Source organism: Telluria sp. AZSoR62 (genome assembly GCF_058111565.1).
Genome location: NZ_JBYTST010000472.1, coordinates 1 through 250 on the forward strand (window position 1 = coordinate 1; position 250 = coordinate 250).

1 protein-coding gene is annotated in these 250 nt (G+C 57.2%); it reads right to left on the minus strand.

Translation table 11 applies throughout. The features are described from left to right. Positions 1 to 46: 46 nt before the first annotated feature. Positions 47 to 250 (minus strand): hypothetical protein (locus AC3XQU_RS24455; protein WP_489876705.1); only part of this gene is annotated, 204 nt, incomplete at its 5' end.

A 250-nucleotide genomic window follows, 5' to 3' on the forward strand; every position in this document is an offset into this window, starting at 1 on the left:
ATCGCTTGTCGCACTCGAAAGTGTCGACTCCGCGGCCAGAGACGACCTACGCGGTGCGTTGGGGGAAGCTACCCGAAGGGTCGTAGAAAGTGGAGTACTGGACCAATCGGAAGTGGTTGCGATCCTGCGGCCCACTCTTGTCGATTGGTTCGGTAAGCACCAACGTGAATTGGATCGATTGCGTCAGGATGTAGGGAAATCGGCGGAGCGCCAGCGAAATCAGCCGTCTTGGGGAAAGCTTGAAGGGCTT